This is a genomic window from Alcaligenes sp. Marseille-Q7550 (assembly GCF_965112015.1).
In genome coordinates this window covers 595484-614128 of record NZ_CBCOPU010000001.1, presented here as the reverse complement: position 1 = coordinate 614128, position 18645 = coordinate 595484, and the positions used below count along the sequence as shown (strand labels likewise).

At 64.4% G+C, this 18645-nt stretch carries 16 protein-coding genes, 1 tRNA gene and 3 pseudogenes; 11 read left to right on the top strand and 9 right to left on the bottom strand.

The features are described 5' to 3' along the window. Nucleotides 1–95: 95 nt before the first annotated feature. The 3 genes and pseudogenes from ACWPWO_RS02935 to ACWPWO_RS02925 all read left to right on the top strand — a co-directional run. On the top strand, nt 96–854 hold the full coding sequence (locus tag ACWPWO_RS02935; RefSeq protein WP_454004289.1) for a type IV toxin-antitoxin system AbiEi family antitoxin domain-containing protein: 759 nt from the start codon (nt 96–98) through the stop codon (nt 852–854). Next, a pseudogene (locus ACWPWO_RS02930) lies at nt 847–1767 on the top strand (nucleotidyl transferase AbiEii/AbiGii toxin family protein). The gene ACWPWO_RS02935 and the pseudogene ACWPWO_RS02930 overlap by 8 nt, the downstream one beginning before the upstream one ends. A gap of 231 nt (nt 1768–1998) precedes the next feature. Next, nucleotides 1999–2307 (top strand): annotated as a pseudogene (locus ACWPWO_RS02925) (LysR substrate-binding domain-containing protein); the annotation flags it as partial. A 47-nt stretch (nt 2308–2354) separates the two neighbouring features. On the opposite strand, the pseudogene ACWPWO_RS02920 reads toward ACWPWO_RS02925, so the two are convergent. Both ACWPWO_RS02920 and ACWPWO_RS02915 read right to left on the bottom strand, forming a co-directional pair. Next, nucleotides 2355–3805 (bottom strand): annotated as a pseudogene (locus ACWPWO_RS02920) (tyrosine-type recombinase/integrase). Between the two features lie 238 nt (nt 3806–4043). Further along, nucleotides 4044–4118: transfer RNA gene (locus ACWPWO_RS02915), tRNA-Gly, on the bottom strand. 199 nt (nt 4119–4317) lie between these two features. Here ACWPWO_RS02915 and trmB point away from each other — a divergent pair. The 4 genes from trmB (at nt 4318) to lysM (ending at nt 6845) form a co-directional block, all read left to right on the top strand. Continuing rightward, nucleotides 4318–5085, top strand: coding sequence for a tRNA (guanosine(46)-N7)-methyltransferase TrmB (gene trmB, locus ACWPWO_RS02910; RefSeq protein ID WP_454004287.1), 768 nt, complete (start codon nt 4318–4320; stop codon nt 5083–5085). Next, the gene (gene pip, locus ACWPWO_RS02905; RefSeq protein ID WP_454004285.1) at nt 5082–6029 is read left to right on the top strand and encodes a prolyl aminopeptidase; all 948 of its coding nucleotides are present in this window, start codon (nt 5082–5084) and stop codon (nt 6027–6029) included. The genes trmB and pip overlap by 4 nt, the downstream gene beginning before the upstream one ends. A 43-nt stretch (nt 6030–6072) precedes the next feature. After that, nucleotides 6073–6273, top strand: coding sequence for a sulfur carrier protein ThiS (gene thiS / locus ACWPWO_RS02900; protein ID WP_454004283.1), 201 nt, complete (start codon nt 6073–6075; stop codon nt 6271–6273). Between the two features lie 128 nt (nt 6274–6401). Then, on the top strand, nt 6402–6845 hold the full coding sequence (gene lysM, locus ACWPWO_RS02895; protein ID WP_394063947.1) for a peptidoglycan-binding protein LysM: 444 nt from the start codon (nt 6402–6404) through the stop codon (nt 6843–6845). A 68-nt stretch (nt 6846–6913) separates the two neighbouring features. On the opposite strand, the gene ffh is transcribed toward lysM, so the two are convergent. Then, nucleotides 6914–8338, bottom strand: a complete 1425-nt coding sequence (gene ffh, locus ACWPWO_RS02890; protein WP_454004280.1) for a signal recognition particle protein — start codon at nt 8336–8338, stop codon at nt 6914–6916. A gap of 103 nt (nt 8339–8441) precedes the next feature. Here ffh and ACWPWO_RS02885 point away from each other — a divergent pair, with 103 nt between their 5' ends. Genes ACWPWO_RS02885 through ampD form a run of 3 tightly spaced genes read left to right on the top strand, consistent with a single transcriptional unit; the run spans nt 8442 to nt 10149 of the window. Further along, nucleotides 8442–9293 carry a cytochrome C assembly family protein gene (locus ACWPWO_RS02885; protein WP_454004278.1) on the top strand — a complete coding sequence of 284 codons (852 nt, stop codon included), beginning with the start codon at nt 8442–8444 and terminating at the stop codon, nt 9291–9293. Then, nucleotides 9286–9537: a PP0621 family protein gene (locus tag ACWPWO_RS02880; RefSeq protein WP_454004276.1), complete on the top strand. Its 252-nt coding sequence runs from the start codon at nt 9286–9288 to the stop codon at nt 9535–9537. The genes ACWPWO_RS02885 and ACWPWO_RS02880 overlap by 8 nt, the downstream gene beginning before the upstream one ends. 6 nt (nt 9538–9543) lie before the next feature. After that, nucleotides 9544–10149 (top strand): 1,6-anhydro-N-acetylmuramyl-L-alanine amidase AmpD, encoded by a 606-nt coding sequence (gene ampD / locus ACWPWO_RS02875; protein ID WP_454004274.1) that lies wholly within the window; start codon nt 9544–9546, stop codon nt 10147–10149. Here ampD and ACWPWO_RS02870 read toward each other — a convergent pair. The 6 genes from ACWPWO_RS02870 to ACWPWO_RS02845 form a co-directional block, all read right to left on the bottom strand. After that, a complete protein-coding gene (locus tag ACWPWO_RS02870; protein ID WP_454006246.1) occupies nt 10137–11114 on the bottom strand; it encodes an alpha-hydroxy acid oxidase in 978 nt (325 codons plus the stop codon). The two genes, ampD and ACWPWO_RS02870, sit on opposite strands and share 13 nt — an antisense overlap. 156 nt (nt 11115–11270) lie before the next feature. Beyond that, entirely contained in the window at nt 11271–11951 is a 681-nt protein-coding gene (locus tag ACWPWO_RS02865; RefSeq protein ID WP_454004272.1) for a Fe2+-dependent dioxygenase, read from the bottom strand. 102 nt (nt 11952–12053) lie between these two features. Further along, nucleotides 12054–14249: a TonB-dependent receptor gene (locus ACWPWO_RS02860; RefSeq protein ID WP_454004270.1), complete on the bottom strand. Its 2196-nt coding sequence runs from the start codon at nt 14247–14249 to the stop codon at nt 12054–12056. A gap of 380 nt (nt 14250–14629) precedes the next feature. Continuing rightward, nucleotides 14630–16534, bottom strand: a complete 1905-nt coding sequence (gene htpG / locus ACWPWO_RS02855; protein ID WP_454004268.1) for a molecular chaperone HtpG — start codon at nt 16532–16534, stop codon at nt 14630–14632. A 94-nt stretch (nt 16535–16628) separates the two neighbouring features. Beyond that, nucleotides 16629–17513 (bottom strand): EamA family transporter, encoded by an 885-nt coding sequence (locus ACWPWO_RS02850; RefSeq protein WP_394063929.1) that lies wholly within the window; start codon nt 17511–17513, stop codon nt 16629–16631. A 45-nt stretch (nt 17514–17558) separates the two neighbouring features. Continuing rightward, entirely contained in the window at nt 17559–18155 is a 597-nt protein-coding gene (locus ACWPWO_RS02845; protein ID WP_454004266.1) for an NAD(P)H-dependent oxidoreductase, read from the bottom strand. A gap of 129 nt (nt 18156–18284) precedes the next feature. Here ACWPWO_RS02845 and ACWPWO_RS02840 point away from each other — a divergent pair, with 129 nt between their 5' ends. Beyond that, nucleotides 18285–18587: a monooxygenase gene (locus ACWPWO_RS02840; protein WP_454004264.1), complete on the top strand. Its 303-nt coding sequence runs from the start codon at nt 18285–18287 to the stop codon at nt 18585–18587. Nucleotides 18588–18645 lie beyond the last annotated feature (58 nt).

Below are 18645 nucleotides of genomic sequence, written 5' to 3'. Positions count from 1 at the left end.
AGATTCCGCACGATAAATCAAACCTTATGCTACTTTCCCTGCGCGTTCTTGCAATGGCTCTAGGGGTCGATTGGATTTTGTGTTATTTTTATAACATGAATGGAAATTCTCGGCACCAGGTAATCAAGCGACTGCAGGCAGGACTCCCCCGCGGGGCGCCGTTCGACCTTGCCACCCTGAGCCAGTTCGGGGTGTCGCCCCAGCTCGCCGCCCACTATGCCGACGGCGGGTGGCTCGTGCGCCTGGCCCATGGCGTCTATGCCTTCCCGAACGATGAGTTCGGGGTCTACGGTGCGCTGAAGTTTCTGCAACAACGCGTGCCCGGCCTGCACGTCGGCGGCAAGAGCGCCCTGGCCCTGCAGGGGGTGCGGCACAACCTGGGCAGTCGGGAGGCGCTGGTGCTGTGGGGCGACGGTCGCTTCGCGTTGCCGGCCTGGTTCACTTCGCGCTTTCCGGCCCGCTACGTCCACGCCCGCCTGTTCGACTGGCCGGACACGGCGCTGGCCGGCAAGACCCTGACCACGCCGCCTGGCCTGCCCGAGGATCTGCGGGTGGCAGCCCCCGAGCGTGCCGTGCTGGAGCTGCTGTACGAAGCCGGCGTCAAGCAAAGCCTCGAAGAGGCCCGCAACCTCTTCGATGGACTGCGTTCCCCCCGCAAGGACTTGCTCGGGCAACTGCTGTCCTGTTGCGCCAGCGTGAAGGCCGTGCGCCTGTTCCTGACCTGGGCGCGCGAGACCAGCCTCGTGAATGTCAATGCCCTGCTGGAGCAGTACCCGGTTCGCACCGGCAGCAACACGCGCTGGATGAGCCGGCTCGATGACGGCACCCTGCTGAGCCTGAGACCTCATGGATAAGACCTACGCGGACACCGTTCGCCTGCTGCTGGCCGTCGCGCCCGACGTGTTCGCCAACGACATCTTCGCCATGAAGGGCGGCACGGCCATCAACCTCTTCGTGCGGGACATGCCGCGCCTGTCGGTGGACATCGACGTGGTGTACCTCCCGTGACAGACGCCGCGCGACGAAGCGCTGCAAGCCATCAACCAGGAGCTGGCCGCCATCACCACGCGCCTTGCACCGCTGGGCGTGCAGACACGCCTGGTTCGCGCCAAGGACCTGGGGGACACCAAACTGATCGTCGAGAACGATGCCAGCCAGGTGAAGATCGAGGTCAACGTCGTGTTCCGAGGCAGCGTGCTGCCCGTCGAGCGGCGGCCGCTGAGCGCCAAGACCAGCGATCTGTTCGGCGTCGAGCTCGAGCTGCCGGTTCTGGCACCGGACGAGCTGTACGCCAGCAAGCTGGTGGCCGCGCTGGATCGGCAGCACCCCCGCGACCTGTTCGACGTGTGGCAGCTCTACGAATCGGGCGACATCAGCGACGGCATGGTCGAGTGCTTCGTGATCTATCTGGCGGGCCACAACCGGCCGCCCCACGAAGTGCTGTTCGGCAACGACAAGGACATCGCCGGCGAGTACGAGCGGGCCTTTGCCGGCATGACCGAAGTGGGCTGCTCCCTGGAGACACTGCTCGACGCTCGCGCCAGGGTGCGGCGCGAGCTGCCACAGCGACTGAGCAGCGCGCACAAGCAGTTTCTGAGCGGGCTGGTGCGCGCAGAACCGGACTGGTCGCTGGTGCAATGCCAACACGCCGCTCAACTGCCGGCACTGCGCTGGAAGCTCGCCAATCTCGAAACCTTCCGCAAGCGCCGTCCCGACGACTTCGCAGCGCAATCCGCCGCTCTCGACACCGGCTTGGGCCAGAGCTGACGAACATCCCGCAGCGCCCCAATGCCGGGATTGCCCCATGCCGCATTCATCGTGGCACCCGCGCAGCTGCGGCCCTATACCCAAAGGCTTCCGACAAAGGCCAAAGGGCTGAGAAGGGGCAAAGGAAGGGCGCCAAGGGGAAAGGCCCTATCCTGAAAAGGCCAAAGGCGCCCCCGAGCAGCCCGTCATCCCGGGTTCGCCATGCTCTCGCTGTTCCAGCGCAAAAGGGTGCCACCCACCGCCGCGCAGTCCACGGCCGATGAACCATGGCGCATGACCGTACAGCGCGTGTTCGAGAACGCGCTGCAGGAGCGAAAGCAAACGGCGGAAACATTCGATGTGGCGATGACGCTGGTTGCCGCCGGGTATGGGGTCGCCATTGCGCCTGCCGCGAGACTGGCGAGCTACCTACGCCGAGGCATCGCCGTGCGGCCGCTGGTCCGCGCACCAACGATCGTGATGGCTTACCTGCTCCGCCACAACGCTTCCTTGTCGGACACACAGGCAAGATTCGCTCGCCGCGCGCGCTTGGTGTCCTGACAGACGCGCGGGGATCGCGGTTTCGCCACGATCCCGCATTCCTGCCGCTAGGCGACTCCGACTCGCAGCGGGATCCATTCGCTTTCCTTCACGGCTGTGCTCACTGCCATGACGAGCTTGTCGAGACTGCCGGCCGTCACGCCCTCCAGTGCCGAACGCCCCCTCAGCATCGAGCGCAGTTGCAGCCGTGCATAGTAGATCTGCCAAGGGTCCGCGCCCCTGGTCAGCTTCGGGACGGACTGGGTCAGCTCCTGCTTGAATGGGTCGAGGTGCCAATCCGGCACGCGCTGGCCGCGGTTGCCCACGTTCAACGCCAGCAAGTTGCCTGCCTTGATCTCGTAGCTGATCCACCTGCGGGATTTGCCCGCCATCTTGGCAAACGCAGCGACGGGAAGGTTGTGCGGCGCCTCGAAGACATCGAACAGCTCCATTCTCTCGCGCTGAATGTCCGAAGGCACCAGCGGCGCGGCCGCTCTAGGGGCCGGAACCGCCGGCAGCCGATGTACCGCAGCCCATACCAACGGCATGGCGTCACCCGGCCTCTTCACGAGCAGGATTGGCGAAGCGGCAACCGGCGTGGAGGGTGCGCTTGCGGCTTGCTCACTCGGGAATGCGGGCACGCCTTCCAAATGCACGGTGAGCGGCATGCTGGCCGCCTCGACCTGGTTCTGCTCGAAGAGATCGAGCCGATCGGCCCAGTCCTGCATCATGCGGCGACGCTGCTCCACGTACTCGGCATGGTTGTAGGTCGCGCTTACCTTGTTGGGATCGACATGCGAGAGCTGTGCATCCACCCAGACCTTCGGGTAGCCGATCTCGTTGAACGCAGTGGACATCGTGCTCGACAGCGGCACGATGTAGGGCGGGATGTCCTTCGGCTGCTGCCGCTTCTTGCGCATATCCAACTGGAGTTGCTTCACGACGTCGGGCGGGATGATCCACAACCGGGCCCGGCACGATCACCAGCGCGTAGCGGAACAGTTGGTTGAACCACGTCCTGACTTTCTCGGCGACGGAACGCGCCTTGCGCTTCTCGATCTTGGCGATCACCTCCAAGAGGTCGGGACGCTTGATCTCATAGACCGACCGCTTGCCCAAGGCAGGCAGCACATCCTTGTCGAAGATGCGCGGAAGTATCGAAAGGGTCGTCTGCCGGCCTTCCTTGAGGCTGAGCCCGCGATGCTTGAGCCACTTGCGATACACCGCCTCGAAGGTGTTCTCGTCGGCGAGCCGGACAGCGGTGCGCTTCTGCTTGCGGTGAACGCGAGGATTGGTGCCTTTGGCCAGCGGGGCGCGCGCTTCGTCGCGCAGGCCGCGGGCCTCGCGAAGCGTCGCCTCCGGGTAGGTGCCGGGCGACCTCCGCTTCTGCTTGCCCGCGGAAGTGCCAAGTCCTGCCCCCTGCAGCCGTGACGGCCAGGGAGAGGCCATTCAAGTCAGGGAGGGTGTGTGCCTTGCCAGTTGCCCTGGCCTGTCGAACGGCCAGGCCTGAGCGTGCCATGGTCTTGCTCCTGAACATGAGTCAGGAACCAGATGCTGGTCACGTCGACCTCGCCCCTCCATCAACAATCCGGAATCAGCCGCGTCCGCAAAAATGGGCTTGTTTGTGGACTTAAAAGTCCCGGCTGTAGGCGGTTCGCAGTGGACCACGGCAGAACGTCAAAGAGAGGAAAATCCCTTGTATGGCAATGACTTGCAGACTCTCTTGGACTTCTGCGGAAGTCCGCAGAATGATGCGGTGGAGCGGGTGATGGGAATCGAACCCACGCTTGAGGCTTGGGAAGCCGCCGTTCTACCATTGAACTACACCCGGCCTGAATTGCGCCGCAAGAGGCCGAGCGGCCGGACGCGAAGGGAAAAAAATTATAGCGCGATCTTCGCTCCGTGCGCACGCGGAAAAAGCGGTTTTTTCATGCGCGGGAGCATGAAATCGGCGGCAAGACTCACTACAATGAAGGTTTCCCGATTTTTAGCTGATACGCGTGTCATCGCCGATGTCCCGCGCCTTATCCCATGACCTCGAGCACCGAAAAACAATCACTCCTGTCGCCCAGCGTATCAACCAGCAATTCGGGCGAAACGCACATCCGCAGCTTCGTGCATCGGCGCGCCCACATCACGCCCAGCCAGGAAGAAGCGCTGGCGCGCCTGCTGCCGCAGTGGTCCGTGCCCTACCGCGACGGCACGCTGAACCTGGAGGCGACCTTCGGCAACGCCAACCCCGTGATCCTCGAAATCGGCTTCGGCATGGGCGAGACCACCCAGACGATCGCCCAGGCCCGCCCCGGCGACAATTTCCTGGGCGTGGAGGTGTTCAATGCCGGCGTAGGCGCCCTGCTCAAGCGCATCGACGAAAACCAGATCAGCAATATCCGCATCATCCAGCACGACGCCGTGGAAGTGGTGCGCGACATGATCCGCCCCGGCACCCTGGCCGGCATCCACATCTACTTCCCCGACCCCTGGCCCAAGAAGCGCCACCACAAGCGCCGCCTGGTGCAGCCGCCCTTCATCCAGCTGCTGGTCAGCCGCCTGCAGAAAGGCGGCTACATCCATTGCGCCACGGACTGGGAGAACTACGCCGAGCAGATGCTCGAGGTGCTGTCGGCCGAACCCATGCTGAGCAATACCCACGAGGCCTATGCGCCGCGCCCCGACTTCCGTCCACTGACCAAATTCGAGAACCGCGGGCTGCGCCTGGGCCACGGCGTCTGGGACCTGATCTTCACCCGCAACGACGAACCCGTTCCTGAACTCACCTGGCCGAGGAAAGAACCATGACCGCGCGCCTGTCCCCCCCCATCGAACCCTACGCCCAGGGCATATTGCACACGGACGACGGTCACCACATCTACTGGGAGCTCTGCGGCCACCCGCAGGGCAAGCCGGCCATCTTCCTGCACGGCGGCCCGGGCTCGGGCTGCTCGGTCGATCACCGCCGCCTGTTCGACCCGCAGAAATACAATGTGCTGCTGTTCGACCAGCGCGGCTGCGGGCGCTCCTACCCGCACGCCAGCCTGGAAAACAATACCACCTGGCACCTAGTGGCCGACATCGAGCGCCTGCGCCAGGAAAAGCTCAAGGCCGACAAGGCGCTGCTCTTTGGCGGCTCCTGGGGCTCCACGCTGGCGCTGGCCTATGCCCAGACCCATCCCGAACACGTCAGCGAACTGGTCGTGCGCGGCATCTTCATGGCCCGTCCGCAGGAGCTGCACTGGTTCTACCAGGAAGGCGCCTCGCAGCTCTTTCCCGACCTGTGGGAGCGCTACCTTGCGCCCATCCCCGAGAATGAACGCCAGGACCTGATCACGGCCTACCACAAGCGCCTGACCGGCGACAATCCAGCCGAGCAGCTGCGCGCCGCCCATGCCTGGTCCCAGTGGGAAAGCAGCACCATCACCCTGCTACCCAGCCAGGCGCACATGGATGCACTTTCCACCGACAAGGCGGCGCTGGCCTTCGCGCGCATCGAGAACCACTACTTCATGCACCACGGCTTCCTGGAGCCGGACCAGCTGCTGAAAAACGCCCACCGGCTGCATGGGATTCCCGGCGTGATCGTGCAGGGACGCTATGATGTCTGCACGCCCGCCCATACCGCATGGCAGCTGCACCGCGCCTGGCCACAAGCCGAATTCCACATGGTGCCCGATGCCGGCCATGCCTACGACGAACCGGGCATCCTGGCGCAACTGCTGAACGCCACCCAGAAATTTGCCATCTGAAACACCTGCCCGGACCGATGCCGGGCCACGTCCAGAGACAATCATGAACATCATCCTGAACGGCCAGAACAAGACACTGGCGAACGCCGACACCATCTCCGCGCTGATCGCCCAGCTGGGCTACGAGAACAAGCGCATCGCCGTGGAACTGAACGGCGACATCGTGCCCAAAAGCCAGCACGCCACCACCGCCATCAAGGACTCGGACACCATCGAAATCGTGGTGGCCGTGGGCGGAGGCTGATTTTCCAGGGCGAAAATGCACAATTGCTGACATTCGCGCAGAGCGACGCTCCCTAGGAACGGGCATAATGGACGGGTCGGCGCCGACAGGCGGCCGGTCAGACACCACCCTTACTTAGGAGCAGAACAATGGGCGTATTCAGTTTTCTAAAAGAAGTCGGTGAAAAGATTTTCGGCGCCAACGAAGCCAAGGCCGCCACCGCCGACGAACTCCGGAAAGAACTGGACAAGCACCAACTGTCCGCTGAAGGTCTGAACATCGCCGTGGACGGCGACAAGGTCACCGTCAGCGGCCAGGCGGCCTCGACGGAACAGGCCGAGAAAATCGTACTGGCCCTGGGCAACACGCTGGGCGTCTCCCAGGTGGACAACCAGTTGAGCGTCGCGCAGCCCGCCCCCGAAGCCACCATGTACACCGTGCAAAAGGGCGACACCCTGTGGAAGATCGCCGAAGCGCACTACGGCAAGGCCAACGGCGCCAAGTACAACGTGATCTTCGAGGCCAACAAGCCCATGCTGAGCCATCCCGACAAGATCTACCCCGGCCAGGTGCTGCGCATCCCCGCGCTGTAAGACCACTTGTTCGCCAGCAGCAAAAACGCCCGCGGTCGCGGGCGTTTTTTCATCAGGGCGTCTATGGGTCAGCGAAAACCCTTGAAGCCGTTCTTGGCCAGGCCCTTGAGCGCACCCATGCCGCCCAGGCCGCGCATCATCTTGGCCATGCCGCCTTTCTTCATCTGCTTCATCATGCCCTGCATCTGCTCGAACTGGTTGAGCAGGCGATTGACCTCCTGCACCGTGACGCCCGAGCCGGCGGCGATGCGGCGCTTGCGCGATGCCTTGAGCAGCTCGGGCTTGGCGCGTTCGGCTGGCGTCATGGAATTCAGGATGCCTTCGGTGCGGCGCAGCTGCTGTTCGGCCTGCCCGCCCTGCAACTGGGCGGCCGCCTGGGAGAACTGGGCGGGCAGCTTCTCCAGCAGGGAGCCCATGTCGCCCAGCTTCTTGACCTGCTGCAGCTGGTCGCGGAAATCGTTCAGGTCGAACTTGTCGCCGGACTTGATCTTGTCGGTGATCTTCTGGGCTTCGGCAATGTCGATATTGCGCTGGGCCTGCTCCACCAGGGACACGATGTCACCCATGCCCAGCACGCGCTGGGCCATGCGCTCGGGGTGGAAGGGCTCCAGGCCGTCCAGTTTCTCGGACACGCCCACGAACTTCAGGGGCTTGCCCGCGACGTGGCGCACCGACAGGGCTGCACCGCCGCGCGCGTCGCCGTCCAGCTTGGTCAGCACCACGCCGGTCAGCGGCAGTGCGTCCGCAAAGGCCTTGGCCACATTGACCGCGTCCTGGCCCTGCATGGCGTCGACCACGAACAAGGTCTCGATGGGAGTCAGCAGATCGTACAGGGCGCGGATTTCGCGCATCATGGCCTCGTCCACGCCCAGGCGGCCGGCCGTGTCGACGATCAGCACGTCGAAGTGGTGGCGCTTGGCATGGTCCAGCGCGTTGCGGGCGATATCCTCGGGCTTCTGGCTGGGGTCGGACGGCAGGAACTCCACGCCGACCTGGCCCGCCACGGTCTTGAGCTGTTCGATGGCGGCCGGACGATACACGTCGGCGCTGACCACCAGCACCTTTTTCTTGCCCGTCTTGCGGCCATGCTGGATGTGCCCGCCTTCGGACAGCCACTTGGCCAGCTTGCCGGTGGTGGTGGTCTTGCCGGCGCCCTGCAGGCCCGCCATCAGGATGACGGCCGGGGGCTGCGCGGCCAGCGACAGTTCGCTGGCGGCCTCGCCCAGGTCCCCGCCCATCAGGGCGGTCAGCTCCTGGTGGACCACGCCCACCAGCGCCTGGCCGGGGTTCAGGCTGTCGGCCACCTCCAGGCCCAGCGCCTTCTCCTTGACCCGCGCCACGAAGTCGCGCACCACGGGCAGCGCCACATCGGCCTCCAGCAGGGCCAGGCGGACTTCCCGCAGCATGTCCTGGGTGTTGGACTCGGTCAGGCGAGCCTGTCCGCGCATGGTTTTCACCACGCGGGACATACGCTGGGTCAGATTTTCAAACATAGGGGTGGGTTCGCTTAAACTAGGTTATCGTGTGGTCTACGAATAAGAATAAAATGGCCGCTTGGGGTACGCCCCGTACTGTCTTTCAGGAAATCCGGGACTTATGTCTGCAAGTATTGTATTTCACTTGCTCGCCGCGCTGGCATACATCGTGCTTTCGATCTCGCTGTGGCGTCCGCTGACACAAGGCAGCGCCCGCACGGCGCTGAATGCGCCCAGCCGGGTCGCGCTGCTGTGCGCCATCATCGTGCACGGCGCGGGCCTGCTGCTGACCATCGTGCTGCCGCACGGCCTGCACCTGAGCTGGGCGCTGGCGCTGTCGGCCGCCATCTGGCTGGGCATGGTGGTCTTCTGGTTCCAGAGCCTGTATCTGCGGCTGGACAGCCTGCTACTGATTCTACTGCCTGCGGCCACGGTGGTCAGCCTGCTGGCCATTGCTTTTCCGCAAGGCCACATCGTCAACCATGCCGGCAACGAGTGGCTGCGCATCCACCTGATGATCGCCCTGGTGGCCTACGGCCTGAGCACGGTGGCCGCCCTGCACGCCATCCTGATGACCGCGCTGGACCGCCAGCTGCACCGCCCCATCCAGCAGGAAGAGCATCGCGGCCTGCTCAGCCGCGCCCTGGACACCATGCCGCCCCTGCTGGTCCAGGAAGAACTGCTGTTTCGCCTGATCCGCGTCTCCTTCTTCATCCTGACCCTGACCATCCTCAGCGGCGCCGCCGTTTCCCTGGCCGTGGACGGCAAATTGCTGCCTGCAGACCACAAAACCATCTTCACCCTGCTGTCCTGGGTTACATTTGGTGGCTTATTATGGGGACGAAAACAGTACGGATGGCGCGGCCGCATCGCCTTGCGCTGGACGCTGGCAGGCTTTGCCTTCCTGCTCCTGGCCTACACGGGCAGCCGTTTCGTGCTGGAAGTGATTCTGCAGCGAGGGACAATTGGGTAAAGCGTTATTCTGGGTGATCGTCATTCTGGCGGGCATGATCATTGCCCGCATCGTGTCGCAAAGCAGGGCCCGCAAGAAGAACCCGCCCAGCCCCGCCATGCGCCCGCCGCGCGCGCGCGGCGGCACCGAACCCATGGTGCGCTGCGCCCACTGCGGCATACACCTGCCCCGCTCCGAAGCACTGATGAGCAACCATCACACCTGGTGCAGCCTGGAGCATGCCAAGCGCGGTCCGCGTCAATAGAACGCCATGGCCCGCATGCACCACGCCTACGACCTGGACCGGCAGGGCTGGCTGATGCCCCACGCCAACGTGACGCGCGCACTCTCGCCCAACCACGACGAGCGGCCCGAAGGCGACGCCCCGACGCTGCTCGTGCTGCACAACATCAGCCTGCCGCCCAACGAATTCGGCGGCCCCTACATCCGCGACTTCTTCCAGAACCGCCTGGACTTCAGCGCTCATCCCTGGTTCGAGAACATACGCGAGCTGAAAGTGTCGGCGCACTTCCTGATCCAGCGCAACGGCCACATCATCCAGTTCGTGCCCACCACGCGGCGCGCCTGGCACGCCGGCGTCTCCCGTTTCCAGGATCGCGAACGCTGCAATGATTTTTCCATCGGCATAGAGCTGGAAGGCAGCGATTTCGTGCCCTTCACGGAAGCGCAATACCGGGAACTGGCGCGCCTGAGCCGCGCCCTGCGCATGCGCCACAGCCTGCGCCACGTGCGCGGCCACGAACACATCGCGCCCGGCCGCAAGACCGACCCCGGCCCGCATTTCGACTGGCGCCGCCTGGCGCGCGAGCACGGCTGGCCGGCGGCCGCCCTGCCCGAGGACGCTCAGGACCGGTAAAGCACATCCGGCCCGATGGCCGCCAGGTCGTTGCACCCCGTCAAGGCCATGGCCACCTCCAGCTCCGCCCGCAGAATGTGCAGGACATGAGCCACCCCGGCCGCGCCCGCGGCCGCCAGGCCGTAGACATAAGGCCGGCCCACCAGCACCGCCTTGGCGCCCAACGCCAGGGCCTTGAGCACATCCGTCCCGCGCCGTATGCCGCCGTCCATCAGGACCGGCGCGCGCCCCTGGACGGCTTGACACACCTGCGCCAGCACATCCAGGGCCGTGGGCACGCCATCCAGGTTGCGGCCGCCGTGATTGGACACCACCACGCCCGCCGCGCCGCTCTCCAGCGCCCGTACGGCGTCCCTGGGCCGCATCACACCCTTGACCAGCACCGGCAGGCGGCTTTCCCGCGCCAGCCAGGCCAGATCATCCCAGGTCGGAGCCAGATCCAGCAGGCCGCTGCCGAACAGCGGGCTGCTGCCGGCCGCGCCCAGCACCGCGCCCAGCGTGCCGGCGCCGCGCAGATTCACGGCCTCGACATCCGGCGGCAAGGCGAAGCCGGCGCGCTGCTCGCGATTGCGCACGCCGTTGACGGCGGCATCCACCGTGAACACCAGCGCCCGGTAGCCTGCCGCCTCCACCCTGCGCAGCAGCTCCAGCATGAAATCGCGATCCGCGTGCCAGTACCACTGCGCCCACAAGGGCGCGTGGGCATGGGCGGCGATATCCTCGAAGGAATGGCTGGCTTCCATGCTGATGATGCTGACCGCGCCCATGGCGCCCGCCCCCAGCACGCTGGCCAGCTCGCCTTGCGGGTGCGCCAGGCGCTGATAGGCCACGGGGGCGAGCAGAATGGGGTAGGCCAGGCTCTGGCCCAGCAGCTCCAGCCGCGTCGAGGGCTGGTCGAACTGGCCCAACGCCGCCGGCCACAGCTTCCAGCGACGGTAACTGTCCAGATTGTCCCGCACAGTCAGCTCGTCGGCCGCACCGCCGCTGATGTAAGCCCACGCGCCTCGCGCCCTGCGCTCGCGGGCACTAAGGTTCGTAGTCGGCCAGGCTGGCGATGTCGGCGGGTATGCTGGCCAGAGGCGGGAGACGGTCTTGCGGCATGGTCTTCAGGCTCCAGTGGATCAGACGTCGCTCCATTCGCGCAGCAGATTATGGTAGATGCCGGTCAGGCGGGACAGCTCCTGCGGGTCGGCCCCCTGCCCGGCCAGTTGCTGGATGCTTTGGTCCAGCTCCCAGAGCAGCTTGCGCTGATGCGCGTGGCGCACCATGCTCTGCGTCCAGAAGAAGGACGCGTAGCGCGTACCTTTGGTGACCGGCTCGACACGGTGCAGGCTGGTGCCCGGGTAGACCACCATGTGCCCGGCGGGCAGCTTGACCGACTGGCTTGCGTAGACGTCTTCGATGATCAGCTCGCCGCCTTCGTATTCGTCCGGGTCGCTGAAGAACAGCGTCGCGGACACGTCCGTGCGCAAGCGCTGGCTGGTGCCCGGCACGGTGAAGATGGCGTTGTCGATGTGATTGCCGTACTGTCCCCCGCCCTCGTAGCGGTTGAAGCGCGGCGGCAGCATGCGCAGCGGCAGGGCGGCGGCGATGAAGCCGCTGTGCTGGCCGAGCACATGCATCAGGAATTCGCCCATCTGGCGGGCCATGGGATGATCCAGCGGCAACTGCAGGTTGCTCTTGCTCTGCTGGGCCAGGTAGCCCGCCGTCTTGCGCCCATCCTCCCACTGCGCCTGCTCCAGCGCCTGGCGGCATTCGCGCAGTTGTTCGGCGTTCAGGACATCGGGGCGGGTGATCAGCATGGGGCACCGGCAGGACAAATATGAAAAAGGCCTTGGCCGGCCCGAAAAAGGACGGGCCGCCCCGAAGGGCGGCCCGTCCCGCTCTACATCGAAACGACGTGCTTACTCGAAGCGGTAGGTCGCATTCAGCATATAGGAGCGGCCGGGGCCCACGTTGGCGAAAATGCCGACGTGGGAAGCATCATACATGCGCACGTTGCTGATGTTGTTCACATTGAACTGCAAGGCGATGTTCTTGTTCACGTCGTAGCGCGCCATGGCATCGTAACGCCAGTAGGACGGCAGCTTCAACTCATTGGCGTCGTCCACGAAGCGCTTGCCCACATACGTGGCGCCCGCGCCCAGCGTCAGCTCGGGCAGGACCTTGTAGGTCGTCCAGACGTTGAAGCTCTGCTTGGCGATGAACTTCATCTGATTGCCGTCATAGACGTTGGCGCCATTGCGGTACTTCTTGATCTTGGGATCCAGGTAGGTATAGCCGGCCCAGAGGTTCCACTTGGGCGTGATGGCGCCGGCCGCGCCCAGTTCCAGGCCGCGCACCCGGTTGCTGCCGCTCAGGGACACATCGCCCGTCAGCGGGTCGGTGGAGCGCGCATCCTTCTTGTCGGTCTGGAAGATGGCCGCCGTCAGGGACAGTTTCTCGTCCGCCACGTCCCACTTGGTGCCCAGCTCCCAACTCTGGCTGCGCTCAGGCTTCAGCTCGCGTATGGCTGCTCCCCCCGCAGGGCCGTCAGCGCCGCCCGCCTGCCCCAGGTTCTCGCCGGTCGGATTGGACGAAGTGCCGTAGCTCAGGTAGATGGATCCATTGGGCGCCGGCTTGTACACCACGCCCAACTGGTAGTTCCACATGTCGTCCTTGCGCGAGTCCTTCGTATTGTCCGCTTCGAAACGATCAAAACGCAGGCCGCCGTTCACCATCCACTGGTCATTGATGGTGATGGTGTCAAAGACATAGGCCGAACGCGTTTTTATGTCGCCGGTCTTGGTCTTGGGGCCGTATTGCAGGGAGTAGCTGTAATCGCGGTTGGGGTTCGGGTTGTAGAAGGAATCCGTGTCGCGGCCCGGGCCGCCCGTCATGGCCTTGTTGAAGATTTCCTCCTTGCTGAATTCCACGCCGGCCACGATGTCATGCTTGAGCGAACCCGTATTGAAGCTGCCGTAGATGTCGGTCTGGTTGACCAGGGATTCGGACACGCGATAGTTCAGGCGGTCGTCGCGGCGGAACTGCAGGCCTTCGCCTTCGGTCGCGCAGGCGCCGCCCGAAGCGGCCGTGCAATTGTCGAAGGACGGGCGCGTCATCAGGTAGTGGTTCAGCGTCTTGCTGTAACGCGTCACGTTGCGCACGGTGAAGCGGTCGTTCAGGTCGTGCTCGATATCCGCCGAGGCGGTATCCGCGGTGTACTTGCGGAAGTCCACATTGCGGCGGCCGTAGAAATTGTCACGGTCCGCCTCCAGGGGCGTGACGCGGCCGGGATTGGCGGCATTCTTGAACGGGAAGCCCAGGTCCGGCATGTCCTTGTTCTCCAGTCGGGAATAGGACAGGGTGACGCGGGTCGGCGTGCCCAGGCCGAAAGCGATGGAAGGCGCGATGCCCCAGCGATCGATCTTGACGCCGTCGCGGCCGGGAACGTCCCCGCCCATGCGCATCAGGTTCAGGCGGATGGCGCCCGTTTCGGAAAAGGCGTAGTTGCCGTCGGCCGTGAACCGGTGCTGGTCGGAGGTGCCGTAGCCTGCCTGCACTTCGAAGAAGTCCTTCAGCTTGGGAGTTTTCGTAACCAGGTTCAGGCTGCCGCCGGTGCCGCCGCGCCCGGTAAAGGCCGAGCTGGGCCCCTTGAGGGCTTCCACGGACTCCAGGTTGAAGGTGTCGTGCGAGGCGCGCGCGTAGTCGCGCACGCCGTCGATGAAGATGTCGGTACTGGCTTCGTAGCCGCGAATGAAGGGGCGGTCGCCCACGGGCGTGCCGCCCTCGCCGGAACCCAGCGTGATGCCGGGCGTCGTGCGCAGCACATCCTGCAGGGACGTGGCGCCGCGGTCCTTGATGACCTCTTCGGGAATCACGGTGATGGAGCGCGGCGTGTTCAGCAAGGACTCGGAAAACTTGACCGATTGCGCCTTGTGGGCCTGGAAGCCGTCAATATCGTTGGCGCCGGAGGAACCCTGCACACGGATGGATTTCAGTTCGGTCACGCCGGGGTCGGCGGATTGGGCCAGGGCGGGGCTGGCCAGGGCCGTGAAAAGAGCAGCGGACAAGACCGTCTCGGCAAATCGGCGAGGCGGCTGGGCAGAGATAAAAGACATCACCAGCTCCGGGATAGGTATACCGCTTTTTAAAGGCAAAAGCTCTCCCCTTACACGCCGAAAGCCGGGTGATGGAAGATGTTTGCGTCTAAAGCGTGTGGTTGGTATTAGCGACGCTAATGTTAATCATTCTTATTATCGAACCCAAGCAGAAATTGACGTTTTCCTGAATTCAGGCATTTGAAAGCTGCTTCTTATCTGAAAATGTTGCGGATACGCATCAAAATACGTATGAAAACGACTCTTGTTCCTTGTCAATTCCAAACCCTGCGATGAAGGGGCTGAGCACTTGAACACGGCGTCCTCCTGTCACGCAAGCATGGAAAAGCCCCGCTCCCTTTTCAGGAAGCGGGGCCTGGCCCGTCAAGACGGAAGGGGCTTTACAGGTTCAGCAGCAGTCGATTGACGCGCTTGACGAAGCTGGCGGGATCCTGCAGGGATGCGCCTTCAGCCAGCATGGCCTGCTCCAGCAGCAACAAGGCCCATTCGTCGAACTGGGCGTCGTCGGCAGCCTGCACTTTGGCGATCAGTTCATGGTCGGGGTTGATCTCCAGTATGGGCTTGACCTCCGGCGCCTGCTGGCCGGCCGCCTGCAGCATGCGCAGCAGGTGCGGGCTGAGCTCGTTGGCATCCACCACCACGCAGGCGGGCGAATCCACCAGACGCGCCGTGATGCGTACTTCCTTGACCTTCTCGCCCAGGGAGGCCTGCAGGCGCTCCACCAGAGGCTTGAAGGTCTCGGCCACTTCGGCCTGATGCTTCTTTTCCTCTTCGTCGGCCAACGCGTCCAGGTCCAGGCCGCCCTTGGCCACGGACACCAGGGGCTTGCCCTCGAATTCGCGCAGGTAGGACAGCATCCATTCGTCCACGCGGTCGGACATCAGCAGCACTTCGATGCCTTTCTTGCGGAACACTTCCAGGTGCGGGCTGTTCGCGGCGGCGGCGAAGGAATCGGCCGTGACGTAGTAGATCTTGTCCTGGCCTTCCTTCATGCGGCCTATGTAATCGGCAAAGGACACGGTCTGGGCCGAGCCCTCCTGGTGCGTGGAGGCAAAGCGCAGCAAGGCGGCGATGCGCGCCTGGTTGCCCAGGTCCTCGCCCGTGCCTTCCTTGAGGACCTGGCCGAACTGGCTCCAGAATTCGGCGTACTGTTCGGGCTGGTTCTCCGCCAGGTCTTCCAGCAGGGACAGAACGCGCTTGGCGCTGCCTTCGCGGATGGCGCGCACGTCACGGCTTTCCTGGAGGATTTCGCGCGACACGTTCAGCGGCAGGTCGGCCGAATCGATGACCCCGCGCACGAAGCGCAGGTAGGCGGGCAGCAGTTGTTCGGCGTCGTCCATGATGAAGACGCGCTTGACGTACAGCTTCACGCCGCGGCGCGCGTCCCGGTCCCACAAGTCGAAAGGCGCATGCTTGGGCACGAACAGCAACTGGGTGTATTCGCTGCGGCCTTCGACGCGGTTATGCGTCCAGGCCAGGGGATTGTCGTAGTCGTGGGCGATGTGCTTGTAGAACTCCTGGTACTGCTCGTCGGTGATCTCGGACTTGGATCGCGTCCACAGGGCGCTTGCCTGGTTGACGCTTTCCCACTCGTCCCCCTTGACCTGCTCCTTCTTGTCCTCGTCCCATTCTTCCTTGCGCATCTGCACGGGCAGGGAAATGTGGTCGGAATAGCGGCGCAGCACGCTGCGCAGGCGCCAGCCGTCCAGGAAATCATCCTCGCCCTCGCGCAGGTGCAGGGTGATGGTGGTGCCGCGCTCGGCTTTTTCCGCGGCGGCAATGGTGAATTCGCCTTCCCCGGTCGACTCCCACAGCACGGCTTCCTGGTCCTGGCCGGCGCGGCGCGTCAGCACGGAGACCTTGTCGGCCACGATGAAGGACGAATAGAAGCCCACGCCGAACTGGCCGATGAGCTGGGTGTCCTTCTGCTTGTCGCCGGTCAGCTGGGAAAAGAATTCCTTGGTACCCGAACGCGCAATGGTGCCCAGGTTGGCGATGGCTTCCTCGCGCGACATGCCGATGCCGTTGTCGGCGATGGTGATGGTGCGCTGTTCCTTGTCGAAATCCACGCGGATGCGCAGCTCGGCGTCGCCCTGCAGCAGGGCGGGATTGTCGAGGGCTTCGAAGCGCAGCTTGTCGCAGGCGTCGGACGCATTGGATACCAGCTCGCGCAGGAAGATTTCCTTGTTGCTGTACAGCGAGTGGATCATCAGGTGCAACAGCTGTTTGACTTCAGCCTGGAAACCCAGGGTTTCGGACATATTCGCAGTGTCGGTCTGGCTCATGGTGATGAAGCAAAGAATGGTTGAATGCCACGCGCCTTCAGCGCGCCCTATCTCAGGCAGATAGGGGCGGGGCGCGGTATTTCAAGAGGGGGACTCAGGCGGAAGGGCCGGAAGTCAGGGCGACCACTCCGCCCACCATGACCAGGCAGCCCAGCAGGCGCCAGGCGTTGACCTTTTCGCGCAGCACCACCATGCCCAGGATGGCGCCGGCCATCATGGACATCTCGCGGGCCGGGGCCACCATGGACAGCGGCGCGCCCATGCCCAGGGCCTGCAGCACCAGGATGTAGGACAGGGGCGAGAGCAGCCCCACGCCGGCGGCCAGCTTCCAATAAGGCTTGAGGCGGACGAAGCCCGCCCGTCCCTGCCGGGCGATATAGGGCGAGAGCATGCTCACGCGCAGCACATTGCTGAACCAGTCCAGCAGGAAGGGGGAGATCAGCAGCACCTTGACGCCATAGGCGTCGACCACGGTGTAGCCGGCGATCAGCAGGCCGGTCTGCACGCCCCAGCGCACGCCCTTCAAGGCGGCGGGATTCAGGAAGCGGCGCAAATGGCCCTGGGTGGCGATCAGCAGGATGCCCGCCACCACCATCAGGATGCCCAGCACGCCCAGCGGGCGCACCGGCTCGCCCAGCAGGATGAAGGCGCCGACCGAGGACAGCATGGGCCCGGTGCCGCGCGCGATGGGATAGACCACGGACAGGTCCGCCACCTGATAGCCTTTCTGCAGGCTGAGGCTGTAGCCCATGTGAAGCAGGGAGCTGAGCACCAGGCAGGCGACCGTGGCCGTGTTCCAGGGCATGTTTCCCTGGGTGACGAGCACCCAGACCATGACGGGGAAATAGAACAGGATGGCGAACAGCGAGTAGGCGAAGACGAAGTGCGCCCCCGCCGAGGCGGCCCGCTTGGACAGGAGATTCCAGCTCGCATGGATGAACGCGGCGACGATCACCAGCAATAAAGCGGACCAGGACATGAAGTTTTCGCAAGCCGACGGCAAAACGAAAACTATACGCCTCCTTCAGGCCGCAGGCCACCGCTCCAGGCGCTGGCGGATCCGGGATTCGAATGCGCCGATCCGCCGGGGCGTCAGCGTTTCGCTGCGGTACAGGGACAGAAAGTCCAGCCGGGCCTGCGGCGCGCACGCTCCCAGCAGCGCCCGGCGCAAGACCCGGCGCACGGGCTGGCGCATCAGCAATTGGTCCACCCAGCCGGCCGAGCCCAGCGTGGTGATGGCCGCAACGTGACGCAGGTTCTCCAGGCGCGGCCGTATGGGGCCCAGGTCGTCGGCATGGTCGAAGGCCACGCCGGGGCTCCAGACCCGGTCGAACCAGCCCTTGAGCATGGCGGGAAAGCCGAACCACCAGGTCGGGAAGCACAGCACCAGGCCTTCGGCCTGGAACAGTCCCTGGTGCAGATGGTTTCGCTGCACGGACGCGTCCTTGCTGTAGTAGGCGCCGCGCTCCATCGCGCTGAGCGCCGGATCGAAACCATGCGCATACAGATCCAGCAGGTCCACGCGGTGGCCGCCGCGACGCAGTTCATCCGCCGCCACGCCGGCAAGGTGATGACAGAGACTATGCCGCACGGGGTGGGCCAGCACGATCAGGCAACGCATGGATCAACGCTCCTTGAAAACCGGATCCAGTCTGTTGTACGGCGCGTCGAATCCGCGTAAAGACGGCACGCTGCCGCCGCAAGCCGACAAGAGTAAGATGAATGGGATCTGTTTTCAATGGAGGCACGTATGAGCACGCTGCTGTATGTCGATTTTCCCTACGCCGGCCCCTGGGGCGCGGACATGAGCGCCGCCATGCGCGAGCTGGCCGAATCCATCGCCCGGGAGCCGGGCCTGATCTGGAAGATCTGGACCGAGAACCAGGCCGAACGCAAGGCCGGCGGGGTCTACCTGTTCACCGACCGGGCCAATGCCCTGGCCTACCTGGACATGCACACGCGGCGGCTGAACAGTTTCGGCATAGACGGCGTGGACGGCCGCCTGTTCGACGTCAACCAGCCCCTGAGCGACATCGACCACGGGCCGGTCTGATCACCCGGTGACGTCCGGCCGCGCGCCCTATACACTGGCGTTTCGCCCGCGGCAGACA

What these genes read in the sequence shown, in the direction of transcription:
- ACWPWO_RS02860 (WP_454004270.1), bottom strand. Translation starts at nt 14,249, where the DNA reads ATGTCTTTTATCTCTGCCCAGCCGCCTCGCCGATTTGCCGAGACGGTC.
- ACWPWO_RS02885 (WP_454004278.1), top strand. Translation starts at nt 8,442, where the DNA reads ATGTCTGCAAGTATTGTATTTCACTTGCTCGCCGCGCTGGCATACATC.
- lysM (WP_394063947.1), top strand. Translation starts at nt 6,402, where the DNA reads ATGGGCGTATTCAGTTTTCTAAAAGAAGTCGGTGAAAAGATTTTCGGC.
- trmB (WP_454004287.1), top strand. Translation starts at nt 4,318, where the DNA reads ATGACCTCGAGCACCGAAAAACAATCACTCCTGTCGCCCAGCGTATCA.
- pip (WP_454004285.1), top strand. Translation starts at nt 5,082, where the DNA reads ATGACCGCGCGCCTGTCCCCCCCCATCGAACCCTACGCCCAGGGCATA.
- ffh (WP_454004280.1), bottom strand. Translation starts at nt 8,338, where the DNA reads ATGTTTGAAAATCTGACCCAGCGTATGTCCCGCGTGGTGAAAACCATG.
- ACWPWO_RS02850 (WP_394063929.1), bottom strand. Translation starts at nt 17,513, where the DNA reads ATGTCCTGGTCCGCTTTATTGCTGGTGATCGTCGCCGCGTTCATCCAT.
- htpG (WP_454004268.1), bottom strand. Translation starts at nt 16,534, where the DNA reads ATGAGCCAGACCGACACTGCGAATATGTCCGAAACCCTGGGTTTCCAG.
- ACWPWO_RS02845 (WP_454004266.1), bottom strand. Translation starts at nt 18,155, where the DNA reads ATGCGTTGCCTGATCGTGCTGGCCCACCCCGTGCGGCATAGTCTCTGT.
- thiS (WP_454004283.1), top strand. Translation starts at nt 6,073, where the DNA reads ATGAACATCATCCTGAACGGCCAGAACAAGACACTGGCGAACGCCGAC.
- ACWPWO_RS02840 (WP_454004264.1), top strand. Translation starts at nt 18,285, where the DNA reads ATGAGCACGCTGCTGTATGTCGATTTTCCCTACGCCGGCCCCTGGGGC.
- ACWPWO_RS02865 (WP_454004272.1), bottom strand. Translation starts at nt 11,951, where the DNA reads ATGCTGATCACCCGCCCCGATGTCCTGAACGCCGAACAACTGCGCGAA.
- ACWPWO_RS02935 (WP_454004289.1), top strand. Translation starts at nt 96, where the DNA reads ATGAATGGAAATTCTCGGCACCAGGTAATCAAGCGACTGCAGGCAGGA.
- ampD (WP_454004274.1), top strand. Translation starts at nt 9,544, where the DNA reads ATGGCCCGCATGCACCACGCCTACGACCTGGACCGGCAGGGCTGGCTG.